Source organism: Paenibacillus sp. JT22N7, from assembly GCF_059383875.1.
The window spans coordinates 633979-651501 of record NZ_JBXENY010000001.1; the positions used below are offsets into that span (position 1 = coordinate 633979).

Sequence of the window (17523 nt, forward strand, 5' to 3'; positions counted from 1 at the left end):
GGATTAGGCCTGAAATGTTACACTGTTAGGTGGAATCTTTGTCGGAGGAGCGAGTGGCATGAAGTTTAAATTGTTTAAGGATCGCAAAGGGAAGGCCGATCAGGCTAAAAATAATAAGTTTGTAAAGCTGTCGCGTGAAATTTATGTGCAGGCACGTAAGGGCGGAGCGAATCCTGAGGCGAATTTTGGCCTGAAGACAGCCATTGCCAATGCACGTGCGGAGCAAATGCCCAATGACAACGTTGAACGGGCAATCAAGAAGGCGACGGGCGGCGACGCGGTCGATTATGAAGAAATTATGTATGAAGGCTACGGCCCAGGCGGCGTCGCGATTATGGTTCGTTGTTTGACGGACAATCGCAATCGTACTGCGGCTGATGTGCGCTCGGCTTTTAATAAGCGAGGCGGCAATATGGGAGAAAGCGGCTGCGTATCCTATATGTTCGATCATAAAGGCTTGCTTGTCGTGGACCGTGAGGATTTAGAAATTGATGAAGACTCGATGATGATGGTGACGCTGGAAGCTGGAGCAGAGGATCTGGTCGTAAACGAAGACAGCTTCGAGATTTTGACGCATCCGCATGAGTTCGAGCAGGTGAAAGGTGCACTTGAAGCGGAAGGCTATACGTTTGTAAGCGCTGGAGTACGCTGGCTGCCGCAAAACATGGTTGCTGTAGAAGGCGAAAATGCGGACAAGCTGTCCAAAATGATGGACTCCTTCGACGATAATGACGATGTACAGGACGTTTACACAAACTTTGAGCTTGAGGACTAACGTCTACATAGTCAGCAGGCTAGAGCAAAAAAACAGCTTCGGGAGCCACATCATCATGTGGAGCCCAAGCTGTTTTTTTGAATTCGTTCATGAGCTAGAGGCTTTCATGCGGCACTCGTTCATGCGCTGCGCCTCGTATAATGTTTGTAAATGAAACCTGCTGCTGCTATTAAAGCAAGGGTAGTACCTAAATTAAAGAAGGCTGTGCGTCCGAAGCTTTCATATACATAGCCGCCAACGGTACCGCTGAGCAGACCGGCAAGGCCCGTCCATACAACGGCGTATACCGCTTGGCCGGAAGCGCGAAATTCATCGGGTATGAGCTGTGAAATATAACGCAAGGCAGTTGAGAAGTAGATGCCGAATGTAATGCTGTGCATGAGCTGTGTCGCCACGACGAGATAAGGGCTGCTCAAATGTCCAATCAGCCACATTCGCAGAGCATACAATACACATGCGATAAACAGCAGCGGCAGCTCCTTGAATTTATGGCCGTACTTTCCAAGCAGAAACAGGACGGGAATTTCGCTGCAGGCGGAAAGGGTCCAGGCGAGGCCGACAAGGGAATCGCTAGCTCCCATTTGATGCAGCGTTACAGCCAAAAAACCTTCGTACATACGATGCGCGACCGATACGATCAAAATAAGGACGAAAAAGGAAACGACCTCCCTTTTGCCCAGCAGCTTGAAAAAACCGCTAAAATCGACTTTGCGGGCACTCCCGCGATAATCTCGCAGCAGGAAGGATAGCGCCAGCGTTATCGTAATCGTACAGACTGCGAGCGGCAGCGTCCAATTGGAGCCCATCTGCTTCAATATAATGCCGAACAAGTAGGCGGATATCGCAAACCCGAGCGAGCCGAAAATGCGAATGAGTGCATAAGGAACAGCTGTATATTGACTGGATAATAAAATCATACTGTCATTCAATGGATTAATAGGTGTCTGAAAAAAATAAAAGATCGTCATCACTAGACAGATCATCGTAAAATCTTGAATCGGGAACAGCAGCGATATCATGACCAGCTGCCCGAATAATAAAAATATAAATAATTTTTTTATCGTCTGAAATCGGTCACTTGCCCAGCCTAGCAGTAAATTGGCGAAGACGGATATGAAGGGCCCAGTTGCATAGATAATGCCGATTTGATGCTCGGAATAGCCTCGCGCCAGAAAGTATAAAGGCAGGTAGGAGACGAGCAGCGCCTGTGTTGAATAGGCAGAAAAGCTGAAGGCGCGAAGACGCAGCGTTTCTCGGGATGTGTTAAGCTTCGCCTTTTCTAGGCCAAGTTGTGTCATTGCTGTATTCACTCCATAACTGTAAAAAACCTTGATTATACAGGTGTTATAGCTAATTATTAATAGATTGTAAACCATTATAGCATGAACTGCTGGATTATTGTTTATTGAAATGGTACATTTATGAGTGGAGGTTTCATTCATCGTGTAATAATGGGCTGGTAGCCGGCGGTTATTCAGCATTTTTTTAAGAGGAGGAGGTGCATCGTGAGATTGACGACATTTTCAGGCAGCCGTGCGCCCCGAGGGCCTTTAAAACTTATGCATCGCGTATATAAATATGTGCTGCCAGAAGTTGAAGAGCAGCTGGGGAAGCTGCGGGCTATGGCAGAGCAAATTCCCGACAGGGAGCTGAGGACGCAAGCGCTGAGCAGCATAGCGAGCAAGAAATTCCATTGTCAGGGTGGGGCCGTGTATGCAGCGGCCAACTTGGAACAGCGGCATATTCTTATACCGCTTATTGTTGCGCTGCAAACGATTAGCGACTACCTGGACAATTTATGCGATCGCAGCACCTCTCTTGATGCGGATGATTTCCGCCTATTGCATCAGTCCATGCTTGATGCGGTTAATCCGGCAGCGCCGCTCCGGGATTATTATGCCCACCGGAAGGAGCGGGACGACGGCGGATATTTGCACCACCTCGTTGCCGTGTGCCAGCACCATACAGCGCTGCTTCCTTCCTATGCCAGCGTTCAGCGTGACGTAACCGAGCTGGTCAGCCTATATGGCGATTTGCAGGTGTACAAGCACATTCGCAATGACTTGCGCGAGCCGAAGCTGCTCGCTTGGTGGGAGAAGCATGCACAGCGCTACCCGCACTTGCAATGGAATGAATTCGCAGCGGCCAGCGGATCGACGCTCGGCATGTTTATGCTTTTTTTAGCAGCCAGCGGTGATGGTCTGTCGAAGCAGGATGCGGCTGCGATTAAAGAAATTTATTTCCCGCACGTATGCGGCCTGCATATTATGCTTGATTATTTGATCGATCAGGCGGAGGATCAGGCCGGCGGAGATTTGAATTTCTGCAATTATTACGACAGCTTCCATTTGATGGCGGAACGGATCGGTACGATAGTGGAGTGGGCAAGGGAGGATGTGCGGCATTTGCCGGCTTCCCGGTTTCATCGCCTTATCATTGAAGGGCTGCTCGCCCTTTATTTATCCGATCCGAAGGTGCGTGCGCAGAAAGAAGTGCGCAGCGTAACGCGCAAGCTGATGAAGAACAGTCCGCTTACCCGCCTGTTTTTCCTGATTAACAGCGTGTGGATCAGGAAGCAGCAGGCTTAGCAATATATTACATCATTTTGGAGGAATGACTATGTCTTCAGTAAAATCAATCGCAGTATTAACCAGTGGCGGTGACTCCCAAGGGATGAATGCAGCCGTTCGCGCTGTAGTGCGGAGCGCTTTGTATAACGGGCTGGAAGTATACGGTGTACAACGCGGTTATCAGGGTCTTCTGAATGACGATTTGCGTCAAATGGATCTTCGCAGCGTAGGCGATATTATTCAGCGCGGGGGCACCATTTTGCAGACGGCGCGCTGCAAAGAGTTTATGACAGCTGAAGGCCAGGAGAAAGGCGCTGAAGTTTTGCGTGGGCGTGGCATCGACGGTTTGGTTGTTATCGGCGGCGACGGCTCCTATCAAGGTGCTAACAAGCTGAGCAAGCTTGGAATTAAGACGATGGCATTGCCAGGAACGATCGATAACGATATTCCTTTCACGGATTATACAATCGGTTTCGATACAGCGGTTGGCATCGTGGTGGATGCTATTAACAAAATCCGCGACACGATGTCTTCCCATGAGCGTTCGTCTGTCGTTGAGGTTATGGGTCGTCACTGCGGAGATATCGCGCTTTATGCGGGACTTGCAAGCGGCGCCGAGACGATTCTTGTGCCGGAGGTGCCGTTCAACTTAACGGAAGTTTCGCAGCGGATGGAAGCCAATTTTGCCAAAGGCAAGCGTCACAGTATCATTGTTGTTGCTGAAGGAGCAGGCAATGGACATGATGTGTCCAGCGAAATTACACGTGGTTGCGGACTTGAGCCGCGAGTAACCGTGCTTGGACATATTCAACGCGGCGGAACGCCGACTGCTGTTGACCGTATTCTGGCAAGCCGTCTCGGCGATTATGCTGTACATCAGCTGATGGCTGGCGAATCGGGCAAAGCTTGCGGTATCGTGCGCGGAGAGTTCCTTTCTACGGATATTGACACGGTTGTCAACACGAAGAAGCCATTCAACTTGGAGTTGTATGAGCTCGCGCTGCGCCTGTCGCAATAATACCTTCTGGCTAAACAAACAAATAACCTCCGGCAACGCTTTAAGGCAGCGTACCGGAGGTTATTTGTTTGAAATAAAGGAAAAGATATCCTAACGCTATCCTTTCTCTATATTTCTCGGAATGAAACGCGCCGCGCAGCCAAAGGATGGAGACAGCCGTTTCACCTTGTGGCGAGAAGCGTAAGTAATAGCAGCTAGCCTTACTTGAATGGTTATTCGTAATTAACGCCCTCTGAATATTTATTGCCTGCATTCCATAAAAGAAATTCATGAATATCGGTGTCGGCGAGCGCCTTAATCTGTGCCTCGACTTCTTTCTTGCCATATTTCATATAATTGCCCTGTCCCAGCCAGCTGGCTGTAAAATCCTGAATCCAAGGACGAATAATCGGCTTGGCGTCGCCAATCGGGTCAAGCTTGGCATGGGTGTCCTTCATAGCGCCTACAATGGTTTCATAGGGGTTTTTATCCGGAACCTTCTGCTTAAACCAGCCTGTGCTGTAATGGCTCGGATAAACCATAGGGGATATGACGTGCACATCATTGGAAATTTTCACAAAGTCCTGCCCAATTCCTTCGGCGGCAGGCACTGATGCGGCGTAGCCGAAAATATCGACCGATACCCGCACGCCAAGCGGCTCAAGCTGCTCGCGGGCATATTTCACGAATCCTGCGACGGCATCGACCCGGCTCTGCTCGGTTTTCTCATACTTCAGCGAATCGGCTTTCTTATCAAAGCCTTCAGGAAAACGGACATAATCAAACTGGATTTCCTTAAAGCCCAGCTTGGCTGCTTCCTTGGCAACGGCTACATTATAACTCCATACTTCTTTCATATAAGGATTAACAAAGCTTTCGCCGCGGCCGTTTTTCCAAATCGTTCCGTCGGAATGGCGGAAGGACAGCTCCGGATGCTGGCGTGCCAGCACAGTGTCCTTAAAGACGACAATTCTGGCAATGGGGTAAACCTCATGCTGCTTCAATTTCTTCATCAAGTCGCCAATATCGCGAATGTACTTCTGTGTAGTTCCCAGCTCAAGCAGCTCCGGCGTCTCGGTTGGATAGGTGATATAGCCGTTGTCGTCTTTTACATCAATGACCATGCTGTTCAGCTTCGTATCATCCATGAGCTTCAGCAAGCTATCCATACGCGCTCCACCTGCACTGTGAGCCGTCACGTAGATGCCCTTCACAATGGGAGCATCTTTCTGTGGATCATGCTTAGCGCCCGCCTCAGACGTCCCCTGGCCTTCTCCATCAGAGGGGCTCGCCTGCACGATCGTTGTTCCGAGTGAAGCGTTTAGTACGGAGGCTGCGAGCTCCCGGGCGGCTGCATGATCCTCTCCGCTTCCCGTCAATAAGCTGTATAACAGCATGACAGTTGAAAAGATGATGTCCATTTCCTTCTCTCCCCGCTAGCTCTTCTTACCAAATTATAAAGCAGAATTAGGCTGCGTGACACTTATTTTTTTCAAAAAGCGTAATTTTACACAGAGAAATGTTGCTTAAAGCACCATTTTTGGGCGGGAATTCCCGGTGGGAAAAGCATGCAAAAAACCTGCTGACGCATGCGTCAGCAGGTTTACTATCAATCGGTATATCCCCTTGTCATTGCAGTAAGGCTTCTCTTTGGTGCTCGCAAATGCTGTGCTGAACAATCTCCATTGCATCCGCCGGTTCAAGTACAGCCAGTCCGTCCCTCAATACGATATTGATCGAGAGTTCCCGATCCGTAAGAAAAGGACTGAGCTCTGGTGCTAGCTTCTCTACAATTTGTGACAGTGTTACGGTTTCGATATCCACCTGGCATCACCCTTTCATCATAGGTTCAGGGCAAAACATATGGCATGAAAACGTTAAAACAGCGGGATAACCACATTATAGCAGGATCAACTTTAAAAAAACAGGGTTAACTGCCATGCGCGCAGCGGGCAGGGAATATAAAATAAAGCAAACGCTTACGCGTGCGTCTTTTGATCTGTTTTTAAGCTTCGCTGGTAAACGTGTACGATTGTATGCTATAATAGCTTGGATATTTTTCAAGTAGGCTGCAGATAAAAGGAGTATGAGAAAGTTTGAAAACATTTGCTGAATTTGGCTTGGAACCTAAAGTGTTGCAAGCAATCACGGAGCTGGGGTTTGAGGAGTCAACTCCGATCCAGTCCAAAGCTATTCCAATTGCAATGGCTGGTCAAGATCTAATTGGTCAGGCACAAACAGGAACAGGAAAAACAGCGGCATTCGGAATTCCGCTCATTAATAAAATTCCGACAAGCGAGGAGCGCATTGTCGCCTTAATTATGACGCCTACCCGTGAACTCGCTATTCAGGTAGCTGATGAAATCGGGAAGTTGACTCGATACAAAGGTTTACGCTCATTGCCAATTTACGGCGGACAAGAAATTGGACGCCAAATTCGCGCTTTGAAGAAGAAGCCGCAAATTATTATTGGTACGCCAGGACGTTTGCTTGACCACATCAACCGTAAGACGATCCGTCTTGAAGATGTACAGACGGTCATTCTTGATGAAGCGGATGAAATGCTGGATATGGGCTTCATGGAAGACATTCAGTCGATCCTGAAGCAAGTACCGGACGAGCGTCACACCATGTTGTTCTCGGCTACAATGCCGCCGAACATTCAGAAGCTTGCACAGCAATTTCTGAAAAACCCTGAGCATGTGTCGGTTATTCCTAAGCAAGTAACGGCACCGCTTATCGATCAAGCGTATATTGAGGTTCATGAGCGTCAGAAGTTTGAAGCTCTTAGCCGTTTGCTTGATATGGAGTCCCCAGAGCTTGCGATCATCTTCGGCCGTACGAAGCGCCGTGTTGATGAGCTTAGCGAAGCTTTGCAAAAACGCGGTTACACGGCAGACGGCCTTCACGGCGACTTGTCCCAAAACCAACGCGACAGCGTAATGCGCAAATTCCGCGACGGCAGCATCGATGTGCTGGTTGCAACGGATGTAGCTGCTCGTGGCCTCGACGTATCGGGCGTAACGCATGTTATCAACTTTGACCTTCCGCAAGATCCGGAGAGCTATGTTCACCGTATCGGCCGTACTGGCCGCGCAGGCAAAGAAGGTACGGCATGGTCGTTCGTAACGCCTCGTGAACTTGATCACCTGCATTTCATCGAGAAAGTTACACGTCAAAAAATCAACAAAAAACCTTTGCCTAGCATCGCAGAAGCGATTGAAGGCAAACAGCGCTTGACAGCTGAGCGTTTGCTCGAAGTTGTTCAAGAAGAAGAGTTCACGGAATACAAAGCAATTGCCATTCAGTTGCTTGAGCAATATGATTCCGTTAACTTGCTTGCAGCAGCCGTGAAATTGCTGACAGGCGAGAAGAAGGAAGTCAATATTGAATTGACACCGGAAGAGCCGCTTCGCGCGAAAAAACGCAAGCCGGACATTCGTTCGAATGGTCGTCGTTATTCTGGTTCCTCGTCCTTTGGCGGCGGCAGTGGCCGCAGCTCCAGTGGCGGTGGCGGCTATCGTGGCCGTGATGACAGACGTGGCGGCGGAAGCGGCAGCGGTTCGAGCTCCAGCTCGCGCAGCAGCAGCTATGACCGTAACCGTGATGGCGGCAGCAGCAGACCTCGCACTAGCGAGAACCGTCGTCCAAAACCATCGTCCGAAGGCTTTAACAATAACAACAACTAGGGTCATTTCTTCCTGTTCTTATACAGGATGAAGAAATAAGCCCGAATAACCAAGCTTAAGAAACCGGGGAAGTCCGTGATGCCTTACGGGCGTCCTGACTTTCCCTTTTTTATTGTTCATTTGATTAAGCCAGCCTGCTTGATTGAATAATATGCTTTGGTGCATGTCACAACCAAAATAGTAAGGAACAAGACGGAATAGTGGGGGCAGATCACATGGAGCCAAGGGGTTTAATGGGAGGTTTTTACCGCATCTCCGAATGGATTATGCGATTATCGGTAATCAATGTATTATGGCTAATATGTTCAATTCCTTTCGTATTATTGGCGTTTGTGGGCGTATTTCCAGGGAATGCTGCAGCACTTGATGAGGCGGCATATCTGGACCATGTTAAAACAACATTGATTTTCATGGCGATTGTTGCTCCTTTCACCTTATTTCCAGCTACAGCTGCGATGTTTGCAGTAGCTCGCAAATGGGTGATGGGTGAAACGGATGTCCCGCTATTCAAAACTTACTTTAGAGGATATAAGGAAAATTATCTTCAAAGTATGATCGGCGGGTTTTTCTACGCTATTCTGTTTGCCATTATGATTGTCGATTTTATTGTGTATCGCGACCAGTATAGCCTAATTTCTTATATCTTTATTGCTTTGCTGCTTCTGCTGGTGATTTCCTTGTTCAACTTCTTCTCGATGCTTGTCCATTATCACATGAAAACGTTTCAATTGTTGAAAAATGCCATTCTGATTACGATTGGCCGTCCAATACGCTCGTTCTCCTCTGCGGTAATGAGTGGTGCGGTCATCTACATCAGCACGCGCTTCACCTTTTTGATTCCGTTTTTTATGGGCAGCATTATCGCTTATCTGTCGTTCTGGAATTTCTACATGATTTACCAGAAGCTTCAGGAGCAGGCGGAAAAGGCAAGACTAGCTCAGGAGGCTCAAGAGGTCGAATTCGCAGAGCTTACAGACGGTGATTCGAGCTCGTCCAATAAATAAGCGTTTAGACATTTACAATTGTAAAGGTAACGTTTATAATAACAATACATCCTGCGATGTTCGTTTCGGCTTTACGTTGTTTTGAACCAATGGCTGTTTCTCGGGAGACCTAAATTGTTACGATGCTGACATGCCCTCTAAAGGGGACTTCAAATTCGTTTCTGCGGACACCCACCTTGCGAAAGCGAGGTTCAGAAACATGTAAGTCGGACGGCATAGGCGGGTTTTTATCTACACTCAAGAGACTCTGCTGCGCTAACACGCTCAGGGTTCTTTTTTTGTGTAACAAAACATGTTAATATAGATATTACATACAAAGATGCTGGAGGGGGAGATCGTTTTTGTTGAAGCGGACCGTAATCGGGCTGCTGCGCAGTCATGAACAAACAGGCGATAAAGCCAAAGACCCGATGCTCAAATCCCATTTTTACAAGTTGTCCAAGGAAAAGGCTTGGGAAGAAGTCGTATCTACGCTGAAGAAAATGCAGGGCTACAAGGTGCTGCATGAAGTGCAATCGGTTGGAGAGATTGTGCTGGAGAAGCGCACGGCTTTCGGCCGAACGATGGACATTACGGTGTCGGTCATTAGCGTGAATCCGGTAAATGCAGCCGTTGATATTTATTCGGCTTCCAGAGGCTCATTTGGCGACCTTGGCTCGAACTACCGGGTTATTCTTGAGCTTTATCGAACGCTGGACAAGAAGCTCTCTGCTTTTAAGACGACCGGAAACTCATAAAACGTACAAAAAGCGAGGAAGGTTTCCCTTCACTCGCTTTGTTTGTGCAGATAAAAGATTGTATACTGGATTATACGAGCGCTTTAGTTGCGTTAATCGCTGCTTCGTAGTTAGGGTGCTCTGTCATTTCTGCCAGGTACTCCACATATTGAATCGTATCATTGGCATCGATTACGAAGATCGAGCGCATATCCAGGCCGAATTCTTTAATGTAAACGCCATAGGCTTCGCCAAAGCTTTTTAGTTTGTAGTCTGACAGCAGCTCGACTTTATCAATGCCTGCAGCACCGCACCAGCGAGCTTGGGCGAATGGCAGGTCTGCGCTGATTGTAAGTACAGCAACGTTGTCGCCAAGTGTAGCAGCAGCTTCATTGAAGCGGCGAGTTTGAGCGTCGCATACGCCTGTATCAATAGAAGGAACAACGCTGATTAATTTGATTTTACCAGCATAATCTTTCAAGGATACGCTATCAACGAGTGTTTTGTTCACTTGAAAATCAGGAGCTTTATCGCCAGCTTTCAATTCTGGTCCGACTAGTGTAAGTGGATTGCCTTTAAATGCGGCAGCTCCAGCACGTTCTTGAGACATGAATAACGTCCTCCTCAAAGTTAAATGGTCAATACCCATTTATTATAATCGGAGTTCGGCAATATTGTCCAATTTTAGAGCGGGGGAATTCCTAATGATTTTTTTAAGATACGAAAGCTTTCGCGTTTATTTAAGATCTTATCCGGTGACTTCTGCGATAATCGCGTTAAATACGCTCTATTTTATATTTGTTGCTTTAAATGGCGGAACGACTAACGGAGAAAACTTGTACCGCTGGGGCGCCTTTTTAACTTTTCATGGAGATCCATACGGGCTGTTGGAGCCATGGCGCTATTTAACGTCCGTCTTTATGCATGGAGGCTTTCAGCACCTGCTTTTTAATATGTTTGCCCTGCTTGTGTTTGCGCCGCCCTTGGAGCGTCTGCTGCGCTCTGTGAAGTATGGTGTTTTTTATTTGCTTTGCGGGCTGCTCGGCAATTTGTTCAGTGCGGTTATTACGGTTATGACAGAAGGTGGCAATGGGGAGTTTGTCCATTTGTCAGTGGGAGCATCCGGTGCGATTTATGGCGTTTACGGGGCGTATCTATACTTGTCGCTGTTCCGTAAAGCTTGGCTGGATGATGGCTCGCGCAAAACCGTATATATGATTTTGGGAGCAGGTATCATTTATTCCATTATTTTGCCGACAATAGATTTATGGGCGCATGTTGGTGGCGGCCTTGCCGGCTTCCTCATGTATGGTTTATTCGATCGGGCAATGGTTCGCAGGCAGCGGATCGTCCGGAGATAATGTTTGGATAAGATAAGGAGAGATCATGGAACTTCGTCAGCTTTATTATTTCGTCAAAGTAGCGAGAAAAGAGCATGTGACACAGGCGGCGGAAGAATTGCATGTTGCTCAGTCTGCTGTGAGCCGTCAAATTCATCAATTGGAGGAAGAGCTTGGCGTAAAGCTTTTTTTACAAAAGGGCAGAAATTTGCAATTGACGCCTGTAGGTCATTTGTTTTTGAAGCGGGCTGAGGTCATATTGGCTGATTTGGACCGGGCTGTGGTTGAAATACATGAATTTCTTGACCCGGAAAAAGGGGAAATTCGGCTTGGCTTTCCGCATAGCCTCGGTGTATCCTTAATTCCGCAGGTTGTAGCTGCTTTTCGCAAGCATCATCCGAATGTGAAGTTTCGCTTTCGGCAGGGGATGTATCCGTCGCTTATACGAGATATGGTAAAGGGTGAGATTGATCTTGCTTTCATTTCTCCTTTTCCGGATGAGCATGAGCATGTATGCGGGCAGGTGCTGCTGACAGAGGAGCTTTATGCGATATTGCCGCCAGCACATGCTCTCGCTGGGGAGAGCTCGATTCGATTGAGCCAACTCAAGGATGAGACGTTTGTATTGTTCAGCGAGGGTTATTCATTGAGGCCCATCGTATGGGAAGCGTGCCAGGAGGCCGGATTTACACCGAAAATCGGCTTCGAGGGCGAGGAGACGGAGACGATCCGCGGGCTTGTCGCCGCTGGTATGGGTGTCAGTCTGCTGCCCGCAATGGCGCTTCATCATACAGGCATTTTACAGCCAGCTAAAGTGCGGGTGGAGCAGCCGCATGTGACTCGCAATATCGGCATCATTCATCGTTCTAATGAGAAGCTGTCGCTCGTTGCGAAGGTGTTCCATGGCTTTCTGCTGCATTACTTCGATGAGATGAAGCAAGAGGAATTAAAGTAAGAACCGCTATATGCAGAATGAAAAAGAACCGCTGCAAGTACCAGTTTTATTCTGGTCGTTGCAGCGGTTCTTTTTGTGTAAAAGGAAAGTGGGCCAGCCTAATGCTTTGGCTGGCCCACTCATCTGTGTTGATCGTGTATTGCTCTGAAAGCAAGTTATTCCCGGTTCGATGATGTGAAGATCATAATATATTTTAAGAGCTCCAGCAGGGAGATAAGCGCGGCTGCTACGTAAGTTAGGGCGGCCGCGTTCAGAACTTTGGCAACTCCGCGTTCTTCCTCGTTCGTAATAAAGCCTTCGGCAATCATAATGTGGCGCGCTCGATTGCTTGCATTAAATTCAACGGGCAGTGTAATGACCTGAAAGGCTACTGCTACGGAGAAGAAGATGATGCCAAGACCAATCAGATTAGCCTGTTGAAATAAAAATCCGGCGATCAGCATGAATGGGGCGATGCCCGATGCAATGTTAACGACCGGAAAAATGCGATGGCGCAGCACCAGCATTGGATATTTCGCCTGATGCTGAATCGCATGGCCAACTTCATGGCAGGCAACGGACAAAGCGGATATGGAGTTTTCATAATAAACATGCTCTGAAAGTCGTACTTTGCGTGATATAGGATCATAATGATCGCTTAGCGTGCCCCGTACGGGTTCAATTTGTACATGCTGCAGCCCATGGGCATCCAGCATTTTGCGTGCGGCCTGATAGCCGGTTAGTCCGCTCATGGAGCGAACGGTAGACCAAGTTTTGAACGTTCCTTTAACCCGAAACTGCGCCCAAATCGATAAAGCGAAAGCGATCAGGATGAGGATGTCCATTTTGTGAAAAAACATAACGTCATTCCTCCAAATGATAAATTTGACTTTCCGATCAAGGGGCGAAGCTTTTATTGTATATCTCTACATAAAATTCCCCTTGTTTAGCAGCAGCATAAGCGCTTCTATACAAGCTGCCGTTTGCGGCATGATACGAGTGTAGAGCCTGTTGGCTTGGCGAGGCTTCATTTGCTTGATCACTGGCTCCAAGTCTTTAACCTCTCGTTCCAGCTCGCTTAGACGAAGCTGTAGATCGGTCAGCTTGCGCGATACCTGCTCTTCAGCAGTTATGCTGTCCCATGCTGCTAGCGATTGTTTAATTTCTTCAAGTGTGTGCTTGCTTTGCTTCATTTGTTCAATACGTTTCAAGCGGATCAATGTTTCAGAATTATACAAACGGTAGTTCGTCGAAGAGCGTTCCGCCGGTTCAATAAGTCCCATTGAAGTATAATAGTCAATTGTTCGCGGACTGATGTTGGCCAGTTTGGCGAGTTCTCCAATTTTATAACGTTCAGCAGATTCCAATCCGTTCACCTTCTTTCCTCTATCTATATATGTCTATGTTTAATGATAATCGTAAAGTAACCATACAGTCAAACGTGTTACATAGATAGGTAAGCTAAGGGCAATTATGCCTAGGAAGCTGCTTCCTATATAGAAGATGAAAAGTACAAAGATTAAACCCCATCACGCTAAAAGCTGCCATGACCAGGCAAGTACTGTGAAAAAACTTAACATTAACCGCTTTCTTAAGGTCGAATGTTAGATTTTTTTCGAAAATAGAATAAAACGTATTGTCAAATGCGACTCTACTGACTATAATGACATTAAGTCTTTCCTGAAATGTTAGGAAACATAACGTATGGGGAGTGGTCGTAATGATTAGAAAGATGTTATTCACACTAGGGGCAATGTGCTTAGTATTCCCGGCAATGGCTTTTGCGAATGACCCATCCAATGCAACATTGAATATGGGTATCGACTCCTTATGGGTCATGGTAGCATTCGTGTTAGTTTTGCTCATGCAAGGCGGATTTATTCTTTTGGAAACAGGTTCGACCAGAATGAAAAATGCCGGCCATGTTGCAGGCAAAACGATTTTCACAGCTGGTCTAGCAGGTTTGGTTTATTGGGCGATCGGTTATGGTATTGCGTTCGGAACGGCTAATGCCGATGGCGGATCAAGCAGCTTTATCGGCTGGGGCGATTTCTTCTTTAATCCAGCTATTTCAAGTGTAAATGATGAGCTTCCAACAACTATTTTCTTCCTGTTCCAACTAGCTTTCGCAGCAGTATCGCTTTCCATCGCATGGGGCGGCTTTGCGGAACGTGCTAAATTGTCCTCATACCTTATTTTCACCGTTATCTACATTGCTGCGATCTATCCGGTAGTTGCTCACTGGATCTGGGGCGGCGGCTGGCTTGCAGCAGATGGTGCACAAGACTTTGCCGGTTCGACGGTCGTGCATTTATCCGGCGCATTGGCAGCTTTGGCAGCAACCATTCTACTTAAACCTCGTATTGGAAAGTTCAACAAAGATGGCTCTGCAAATGAAATTGCGGGACATAACCAAGTGTATACAGCACTATCGGTTTTGCTTCTGTGGGTCGGCTGGTTCGGCTTTAACGCAGGCAGCACGGTGAGCATTGGTGACGGCTTCTTCGGTTATGTTGCTTTTACAACGATGCTTGGAGCAGGTGCAGGTGCTGTTTCCTCGCTGCTGATTTCGTGGGCTGTAACAGGCAAAGCAGATATTACAACTACCCTTAACGGTACTCTTGCGGGTCTGGTTGCAATCACAGCTTCCTGTGCATTCGTTGATCCATGGGCAGCTGTCGTAATTGGTCTAGTAGCAGGTGTGCTTGTATTCTACAGCGCGAAGTTTTTCGAAAAAATGAAAATCGACGATCCGATTTATGCAATGTCGGTTCACGGTGCAGCTGGTATTTGGGGTACGCTGGCTAACGGTATTTTTGCAACACAAGCATTGGCTGACAAAGTGGGCGTAGGCCAAGGCGGCTTGCTTGATACAGGCAGCTGGAAACAATTATGGGTTCAATTCGAGAGTGTTGTTGTATGTGGCGCATTTGTTCTGGCAGCATCGTTCCTGGTACTTGGCATTATGAAGCTGGTAATGGGCTTCCGTGTAACAGAAGAGCAAGAAATTGTAGGTCTTGACCTCAGTGAGCATGGCGCTTATGGTTATCCTGAGCAAATGAAAAAAGCAGGTCAAAACCTGCAAGGTTAATAATATAAGGGCGATTCAAAGGGGAGAGACTCGGATGACGGACCCTGTACATGTAAAGCTGCTGGAGCAGATAAGCTTGGCCGAAGAGGCCGGCACGCTGCGCAGCTTGCGGGATCAGGTACATGATCGGATGAAGGAAGCTCTCCTTGCAAGCCCTGTCGAACAGTTTAATGAACAATTGAATGAGATGCATGATACGGTGATCAGCCGGGCAATTGCACTCGCAGAAGCGGAAATGGCACGGATGGGGAAGGGTTCTCCTCCCGTGCCTTACGCCTATTTATTATTCGGCAGCGGAGGCAGGGAAGAGCAAACCTTGTCCAGCGATCAGGACAGCGGCATTGTTTATGAGTATGCGGCTGATGATGAGTCGGATGTGCAGCGCTATTTTTATGAATTGTCCGCACTCATTGTCAGTTATCTTCAAACGGCGGGATATCCTCCATGCGAGGGAGAAGTGCTTAGCAGTAATCCCCAGTGGTGCAAATCGCTGTCAGCATGGGAGGAGCAAATTAACTCGTGGTTTAAGGAGCCAAGCTGGGAGGCGGTCCGTTATTTGCTAATCATAGCGGATGGACGCTGCATTTTTGGAAGTCAGCTGCTTATGCGGCGATTCAAGGATATTTTTTTCACCGACATGCTGGCCACGCCGATTATTATTAGACGCATGCTTGAAAATACGATGCGCCACAAAATGCTGCTCGGCGTATTCGGCCATTTGCTGAAGGAGCAGTATGGAGAGGATGCAGGCAGTCTGGATATTAAATATGGCGCCTACATTCCGATGGTGAATGCCATTCGGCTGTTGTCGATCCAGCGAGGCATTCGCGAGTCTTCTACGATGGATCGCATGCGGAGGCTATTGGAAGAAAAGGAGCTCTCGGAGCAGGAAGCCAAGCAATGTGAGCAGGCTTTTCTCTTTTTTCTCAGGCTCCGGCTGTTATCGATTGAAAGCTCGGAAAATGGCTGGTATGGCAACAATGGCAAAGTGGCTTCTCGCAAGCTTACTAAAGAGATGAAAGATGAATTAAAGAAAAGCTTGCGGTTCGGAAAGAAGCTGCAGCGCAAAGTGTATAAAACCACGATGGGAAGGCTTGTGTAAGGCGGTGGATGGAGACTATGAAGGAACCTAAAGGCGTGGGACGGATGTGGAGCTTATATAAAATGGGCGGCTTTACGCCGGCCATAGCCTCTATGCTGGGATCGCAAAATGCCCAGCAAATGGCTTTTATTCGCTCTGTCAACAAAGAGCAGCGCAAGCAATCCCCGCTTGACATGCTGCTTAGGGAAATGGAATTTATCGTGTTTGACTTGGAGACAACGGGATTTTACCCGTCAAATGGCGATGAAATTATTTCCTTTGGCGCCGTATTAATGCGTGGGAGCGAAATTTATTCGTCGGAGACGTTCTACAGCCTCGTTAATCCGAAGCGCCGTATTCCCCGGGCTATTGTGGAGCTGACAGGCATTACGAATGAAATGGTAGAGGATGCCCCCGATTTGATGCAGGTGCTGCATGATTTCATGGAGTTTGTCGGCAAGCGGCCGCTCGTTGCCCATGCTTCCGGGCATGATAAGCAATTTCTCAACGCTGCGTTATGGCGAACGTCGAAAGTGAACTTAAACCATCGCGTATTGGATACGATGATGGTTGCCAAGTGGCTGGAGCCGAAGCGTGATAGCTATGCGCTGGATGATTTGCTGGAAGACAGCGGCATTACGATTACACAGCGGCATCACGCGCTGGAGGATTCTTTAATGACGGCAGAATTGTGGCAGTCGTATTTGCGGCGTATTTTTGAGCGGAATATAAATACGCTCGGCGACCTGTATGCTTATCTCAGTCAGCGATAGCCCATTGCGCTGGCTGGAAGCATCCGTTCATGTAGCAATAAGCCTGTATTTCAGGCTGCAAAGGCTGCTGCAAAGAAATAATCCAATAAGACAACAATAAATCATCCGTATGGATGCCCAGCTCATCCGCAGTTGAAGGATGAGGGGGTGAAGTTGGATGAGAGTGGAAGAAGCCGAGCAGCGATTGCCGGCTTTTTTGCATGCGGTAATAAGCCTTTACCCAATCGTCTGGAGCGAAAGCAAAGGCGGCCGAAGGGGACGGATGGACGTTGGAAATAGCAGCCACGTCGATTATTTTGCCGATGTCTTGTTCACCTGTCAAAATGCCGCAGGCTTCCCTAGGAAGTGCTTCAAGGCATGAGGCAATGAGCCGATCATAAGCCTGAGTTGTTATATGTAGTAGTTGCGACTTCACGCAAATGCCCTCCCGTCAATCCTATATCGTATATCGTATAGGTATGATTTGATTTATTTTAACCCAAAATAAAAGGGGAAAACACGGCAGATTTGACGGTTTAATGAAGGAAGAGGCGTTTTTGTTGAGCTTATCTTG

At 47.7% G+C, this 17523-nt stretch carries 18 protein-coding genes and 1 other RNA gene; 12 read left to right on the top strand and 7 right to left on the bottom strand.

All coding sequences use genetic code 11. From position 1 onward, the window contains the following. Nucleotides 1-58: 58 nt before the first annotated feature. Nucleotides 59-775, top strand: coding sequence for a YebC/PmpR family DNA-binding transcriptional regulator (locus tag AC50Y5_RS02775; RefSeq protein ID WP_056029519.1), 717 nt, complete (start codon nucleotides 59-61; stop codon nucleotides 773-775). A gap of 119 nt (nucleotides 776-894) precedes the next feature. Here the strand turns inward: AC50Y5_RS02775 and AC50Y5_RS02780 are convergent, their stop codons facing one another. Continuing rightward, nucleotides 895-2073, bottom strand: coding sequence for an MFS transporter (locus tag AC50Y5_RS02780; RefSeq protein WP_494858305.1), 1179 nt, complete (start codon nucleotides 2071-2073; stop codon nucleotides 895-897). A gap of 261 nt (nucleotides 2074-2334) precedes the next feature. Between AC50Y5_RS02780 and AC50Y5_RS02785 the strand changes: the two genes are divergently transcribed. Continuing rightward, a complete protein-coding gene (locus tag AC50Y5_RS02785) occupies nucleotides 2335-3363 on the top strand; it encodes a tetraprenyl-beta-curcumene synthase family protein (protein WP_155972923.1) in 1029 nt (342 codons plus the stop codon). Nucleotides 3364-3394: 31 nt separating this feature from the next. Beyond that, on the top strand, nucleotides 3395-4363 hold the full coding sequence (gene pfkA / locus AC50Y5_RS02790; RefSeq protein ID WP_056029507.1) for a 6-phosphofructokinase: 969 nt from the start codon (nucleotides 3395-3397) through the stop codon (nucleotides 4361-4363). A 212-nt stretch (nucleotides 4364-4575) separates the two neighbouring features. Here pfkA and AC50Y5_RS02795 read toward each other — a convergent pair whose 3' ends face one another. Next, nucleotides 4576-5763, bottom strand: coding sequence for a putative glycoside hydrolase (locus AC50Y5_RS02795; protein WP_494858308.1), 1188 nt, complete (start codon nucleotides 5761-5763; stop codon nucleotides 4576-4578). A gap of 208 nt (nucleotides 5764-5971) precedes the next feature. Then, entirely contained in the window at nucleotides 5972-6166 is a 195-nt protein-coding gene (locus AC50Y5_RS02800) for a hypothetical protein (RefSeq protein WP_046229973.1), read from the bottom strand. Between the two features lie 272 nt (nucleotides 6167-6438). Here AC50Y5_RS02800 and cshA point away from each other — a divergent pair, with 272 nt between their 5' ends. The 4 genes from cshA to AC50Y5_RS02820 all read left to right on the top strand — a co-directional run bounded on the left by cshA (nucleotide 6439) and on the right by AC50Y5_RS02820 (nucleotide 9772). Beyond that, nucleotides 6439-8031 (top strand): degradosome RNA helicase CshA, encoded by a 1593-nt coding sequence (cshA, locus tag AC50Y5_RS02805; protein WP_056029501.1) that lies wholly within the window; start codon nucleotides 6439-6441, stop codon nucleotides 8029-8031. A gap of 215 nt (nucleotides 8032-8246) precedes the next feature. Then, nucleotides 8247-9035 (top strand): YesL family protein, encoded by a 789-nt coding sequence (locus AC50Y5_RS02810; protein WP_056029498.1) that lies wholly within the window; start codon nucleotides 8247-8249, stop codon nucleotides 9033-9035. 45 nt (nucleotides 9036-9080) lie between these two features. Then, a non-coding RNA gene (ssrS, locus tag AC50Y5_RS02815) (6S RNA) lies at nucleotides 9081-9265 on the top strand. 111 nt (nucleotides 9266-9376) lie between these two features. Further along, entirely contained in the window at nucleotides 9377-9772 is a 396-nt protein-coding gene (locus tag AC50Y5_RS02820; RefSeq protein WP_056029495.1) for a DUF1499 domain-containing protein, read from the top strand. 70 nt (nucleotides 9773-9842) lie between these two features. Here the strand turns inward: AC50Y5_RS02820 and tpx are convergent, their stop codons facing one another. Next, on the bottom strand, nucleotides 9843-10361 hold the full coding sequence (gene tpx / locus AC50Y5_RS02825; RefSeq protein ID WP_056029492.1) for a thiol peroxidase: 519 nt from the start codon (nucleotides 10359-10361) through the stop codon (nucleotides 9843-9845). A gap of 94 nt (nucleotides 10362-10455) precedes the next feature. On the opposite strand from tpx, the gene AC50Y5_RS02830 reads away from it, so the two are divergent. After that, nucleotides 10456-11112 carry a rhomboid family intramembrane serine protease gene (locus AC50Y5_RS02830; RefSeq protein ID WP_056029489.1) on the top strand — a complete coding sequence of 219 codons (657 nt, stop codon included), beginning with the start codon at nucleotides 10456-10458 and terminating at the stop codon, nucleotides 11110-11112. A 25-nt stretch (nucleotides 11113-11137) separates the two neighbouring features. Then, nucleotides 11138-12046: a glutamate biosynthesis transcriptional regulator GltC gene (gene gltC / locus AC50Y5_RS02835; RefSeq protein WP_494858312.1), complete on the top strand. Its 909-nt coding sequence runs from the start codon at nucleotides 11138-11140 to the stop codon at nucleotides 12044-12046. Between the two features lie 155 nt (nucleotides 12047-12201). Here gltC and AC50Y5_RS02840 read toward each other — a convergent pair whose 3' ends face one another. Beyond that, entirely contained in the window at nucleotides 12202-12885 is a 684-nt protein-coding gene (locus AC50Y5_RS02840; RefSeq protein ID WP_056029483.1) for a zinc metallopeptidase, read from the bottom strand. Between the two features lie 66 nt (nucleotides 12886-12951). Then, nucleotides 12952-13401 carry a MerR family transcriptional regulator gene (locus tag AC50Y5_RS02845; protein WP_494858314.1) on the bottom strand — a complete coding sequence of 150 codons (450 nt, stop codon included), beginning with the start codon at nucleotides 13399-13401 and terminating at the stop codon, nucleotides 12952-12954. 344 nt (nucleotides 13402-13745) lie between these two features. On the opposite strand from AC50Y5_RS02845, the gene AC50Y5_RS02850 reads away from it, so the two are divergent. Genes AC50Y5_RS02850 through AC50Y5_RS02860 form a run of 3 tightly spaced genes read left to right on the top strand, consistent with a single transcriptional unit; the run spans nucleotide 13746 to nucleotide 16970 of the window. Then, the gene (locus AC50Y5_RS02850) at nucleotides 13746-15116 is read left to right on the top strand and encodes an ammonium transporter (protein WP_056029477.1); all 1371 of its coding nucleotides are present in this window, start codon (nucleotides 13746-13748) and stop codon (nucleotides 15114-15116) included. Between the two features lie 34 nt (nucleotides 15117-15150). Continuing rightward, nucleotides 15151-16218, top strand: coding sequence for a DUF294 nucleotidyltransferase-like domain-containing protein (locus AC50Y5_RS02855; protein WP_494858320.1), 1068 nt, complete (start codon nucleotides 15151-15153; stop codon nucleotides 16216-16218). Between the two features lie 17 nt (nucleotides 16219-16235). Next, nucleotides 16236-16970 carry a 3'-5' exonuclease gene (locus tag AC50Y5_RS02860; RefSeq protein ID WP_099519672.1) on the top strand — a complete coding sequence of 245 codons (735 nt, stop codon included), beginning with the start codon at nucleotides 16236-16238 and terminating at the stop codon, nucleotides 16968-16970. Here the strand turns inward: AC50Y5_RS02860 and AC50Y5_RS02865 are convergent. Beyond that, a complete protein-coding gene (locus AC50Y5_RS02865; RefSeq protein ID WP_056029468.1) occupies nucleotides 16957-17385 on the bottom strand; it encodes a M67 family metallopeptidase in 429 nt (142 codons plus the stop codon). The two genes, AC50Y5_RS02860 and AC50Y5_RS02865, sit on opposite strands and share 14 nt — an antisense overlap. Nucleotides 17386-17523 lie beyond the last annotated feature (138 nt).

What these genes read in the sequence shown, in the direction of transcription:
- AC50Y5_RS02775 (WP_056029519.1), top strand. Translation starts at nt 59, where the DNA reads ATGAAGTTTAAATTGTTTAAGGATCGCAAAGGGAAGGCCGATCAGGCT.
- AC50Y5_RS02780 (WP_494858305.1), bottom strand. Translation starts at nt 2,073, where the DNA reads ATGACACAACTTGGCCTAGAAAAGGCGAAGCTTAACACATCCCGAGAA.
- AC50Y5_RS02785 (WP_155972923.1), top strand. Translation starts at nt 2,335, where the DNA reads ATGCATCGCGTATATAAATATGTGCTGCCAGAAGTTGAAGAGCAGCTG.
- pfkA (WP_056029507.1), top strand. Translation starts at nt 3,395, where the DNA reads ATGTCTTCAGTAAAATCAATCGCAGTATTAACCAGTGGCGGTGACTCC.
- AC50Y5_RS02795 (WP_494858308.1), bottom strand. Translation starts at nt 5,763, where the DNA reads ATGGACATCATCTTTTCAACTGTCATGCTGTTATACAGCTTATTGACG.
- AC50Y5_RS02810 (WP_056029498.1), top strand. Translation starts at nt 8,247, where the DNA reads ATGGAGCCAAGGGGTTTAATGGGAGGTTTTTACCGCATCTCCGAATGG.
- tpx (WP_056029492.1), bottom strand. Translation starts at nt 10,361, where the DNA reads ATGTCTCAAGAACGTGCTGGAGCTGCCGCATTTAAAGGCAATCCACTT.
- AC50Y5_RS02830 (WP_056029489.1), top strand. Translation starts at nt 10,456, where the DNA reads ATGATTTTTTTAAGATACGAAAGCTTTCGCGTTTATTTAAGATCTTAT.
- gltC (WP_494858312.1), top strand. Translation starts at nt 11,138, where the DNA reads ATGGAACTTCGTCAGCTTTATTATTTCGTCAAAGTAGCGAGAAAAGAG.
- AC50Y5_RS02840 (WP_056029483.1), bottom strand. Translation starts at nt 12,885, where the DNA reads ATGTTTTTTCACAAAATGGACATCCTCATCCTGATCGCTTTCGCTTTA.
- AC50Y5_RS02850 (WP_056029477.1), top strand. Translation starts at nt 13,746, where the DNA reads ATGATTAGAAAGATGTTATTCACACTAGGGGCAATGTGCTTAGTATTC.
- AC50Y5_RS02855 (WP_494858320.1), top strand. Translation starts at nt 15,151, where the DNA reads ATGACGGACCCTGTACATGTAAAGCTGCTGGAGCAGATAAGCTTGGCC.
- AC50Y5_RS02860 (WP_099519672.1), top strand. Translation starts at nt 16,236, where the DNA reads ATGAAGGAACCTAAAGGCGTGGGACGGATGTGGAGCTTATATAAAATG.